3 protein-coding genes are annotated in these 2,532 nt (G+C 36.4%); 2 read left to right on the top strand and 1 reads right to left on the bottom strand.

Annotated features, from left to right (window positions below; genetic code table 11):
• Together R3333_RS13995 and R3333_RS13990 are read left to right on the top strand one after the other, a co-directional pair.
• Positions 1-785 (top strand): uroporphyrinogen decarboxylase family protein (locus tag R3333_RS13995; protein ID WP_318959392.1); only part of this gene is annotated, 785 nt, incomplete at its 5' end.
• A 10-nt stretch (positions 786-795) separates the two neighbouring features.
• Positions 796-1,974 (top strand): OmpA family protein, encoded by a 1,179-nt coding sequence (locus R3333_RS13990; RefSeq protein WP_318959391.1) that lies wholly within the window; start codon positions 796-798, stop codon positions 1,972-1,974.
• A gap of 327 nt (positions 1,975-2,301) precedes the next feature.
• On the opposite strand, the gene R3333_RS13985 is transcribed toward R3333_RS13990, so the two are convergent.
• Positions 2,302-2,532, bottom strand: a 231-nt coding sequence (locus R3333_RS13985; RefSeq protein WP_318959390.1) for a hypothetical protein, incomplete at its 5' end; no start/stop codon positions are given.

Genomic DNA, 2,532 nt, shown 5'->3' with positions numbered 1-2,532 from the left:
CTATGGGCTTGGAGTATCAGTTGATTGAGAAAAAAGGTCCTTGGTTTGAAAATACCATCAAGTCAGAAGCTGATTTAAAATGGGCGGAGGCTGATATTGACGTAGAAGATAGATTGTCTTACGTTTTAGAAGCAATTAAGATTACCAATAAAGAACTTGCAGGTCGTGTTCCTTTGATTGGTTTTGCAGGTGCTCCTTGGACAATTTTCTGTTATATGACAGAGGGTTCAGGTTCAAAAACCTTCTCAAAATCGAGAAAGATTTTGTACACAAATCCTTCTTTGGCACATGAGTTGTTAAATAGAATCACGGATGTGACCATTAAGTATTTGAAAGCTCAAATCAAAGCAGGAGCGCACATGGTTCAGGTATTTGATTCTTGGGCAGGAATATTAGGAAAAGAGCAGTACGATGAATTTGCTCTTCCTTACATTCAGAAAATTGCAGCGGCCATTACTGAAGTACCGGTAACTTTATTCTCTAAAGGTGCTTATAGATCAATAGCTGATTTAGCCAATTGTTCGTGTAACACTATAGGGCTAGATTGGAATATGGATATGGCGAATGCTCGTAAAATTGTTGGAGAAACCAGAACACTTCAAGGGAATTTAGACCCGTGTGCATTGTATGATTCTCACAAAAATGTGGAGCTAGCAACGAATAAATTATTAAATTCATTTACAAGTAAAAGGCACATTCTTAATTTGGGTCATGGTGTTTATCCAGATATTGATCCAGAAAAAGTTAAAACTTTCATAAACACAGTAAAAAACTATGAATTATAAAACTAAAACAATGAAAAAACTATTTACCGTAATACCCTTAGTGGCAATTTCACTTTTCTCTTTTGGTCAAGATGAAAATGAAAACTTGGTGGAAAACGGAAGCTTTGAATCAGTTAAAGGTAAAGTTCGTCGTTTAGGACAAATTGAAGCCGCTGAAGGATGGACAGCAGCAACTGGAGCTGGTGCAGATCTTTTTGTTGGAGATAGCAAAATGCCGGATGTAATGACACCGGAAAACGTTATGGGAACTGAAGATCCTAAGGATGGTATGAACTACGCAGGAATTATATCATTTTCTTACGGAGATAAGGAAGAGAGAAATTACATTACAACAAAATTTTCTTCTCCCCTAAAAAAAGGTGAGCGTTACCGCGTTGAGTTTTATTGTTCTTTATCTGACTTATCTAAATATGCTACAAACAAGTTAGCAGCACATATTTCTAAAAAAGAACCAGGATCTGATGAGAAATTGAATTCATTGGTTTTTGAAGAAAACCTTATTCTTCATCCAAAAGAAGAAGTTTTTAACGGAATGTTTGGATGGGATAAAGTATGTGGTGAATACATTGCAAAAGGTGGTGAAAAATACATCACTATCGGAAACTTCACCAATACTTCTGATGTTAAAAATGAGAGAATTAGAAAACCAAAAGATGTAAAAGGAAAGCAAGTTATTGCTGCATACTACTACATTGACGAGGTGAGTGTACGTTTGTTAGAAGAAGATGAGAAATGTGAGTGTAACTATGAAAAGGCACCGAAACAAGTTTCTCAGTTGGTTTTCCAAACAGCACCTTTGATTACTAATGATATGACAAGTGCAGAGAAGGTTTCTGCTCAAAATGTATATTATGCTTACGGTAAATCTACGGTTACACCAGCAGGGGTAAGTTCATTGAAAGCTGTTGTGGCTGAAATGAAGAATAACCCGAATGCTAAATTGGTGATTACTGGTCACACAGATGGGGCTGAATTAGAAGCTTCAACTGAAGAGGATGAGTTGAAAGATTTAGGTAAGAAACGTGCGGAGTTTGCAAGAACTTTATTGGTAAGTTTAGGAGTTCCTGCGAACCAAATCGAAATTGTAGATGCGAAAGCAAATGTTGAGTCTTCTTTAATAGAAGAAGGTGATCCAGATGATTTGAAAATGGCGAAGAACAGAAGAATTAGCTTCGAAATGGTTCAATAACCAAATGAAGGTATAAAGAAAAAGTCTCGGCTAAATTAGTCGGGACTTTTTTTGTGTTATTTACTTTCATTTAAAAAACCCATGCAGGGCATTTTCTGAAAACTTCAGAATGTCATGGTTAGAAACGCAGATGCAAATCTAAAATCTTCTTGGGTTAGCCCTTTACAGGGAGAAGCTCGATATCATTGCACCAATTAATCTCTAAATATTGTAATGTTAAGTTTCAAAAACAACTGCATGGGTCGACCTTGCGGTCTAATCTTTCAGTGCCTTCTAAAAGGTGAAGATCTATTACAAATTTACGCAATTCTTTTTGAAAAAATGGTGCTATTGTAAGGGTTCTATTGTAACAACTGAACCATTGCTTGGTTCCCAGAGTTCTAATCCTTCTGGTAAAACAAATCTGTTGTCCGTATTTACTTCATCAACTTCTGCTGCATTAGAATAAAGTACGGTTCTTACTTCAATTTTATCGGTGTATACAAAGATGTATTTAAAGCTATCGTTCATGTCCGCATCTCTTGTCCATGATTTTTGGTCATCAGCCGGACGAGGAGG

The organism is Lishizhenia sp., from assembly GCF_033720595.1.
GTDB lineage: Bacteria > Bacteroidota > Bacteroidia > Flavobacteriales_D > Crocinitomicaceae > Lishizhenia.
This window is presented reverse-complemented; position numbering and strand designations above follow the sequence as displayed.

What these genes read in the sequence shown, in the direction of transcription:
- R3333_RS13990 (WP_318959391.1), top strand. Translation starts at nt 796, where the DNA reads ATGAAAAAACTATTTACCGTAATACCCTTAGTGGCAATTTCACTTTTC.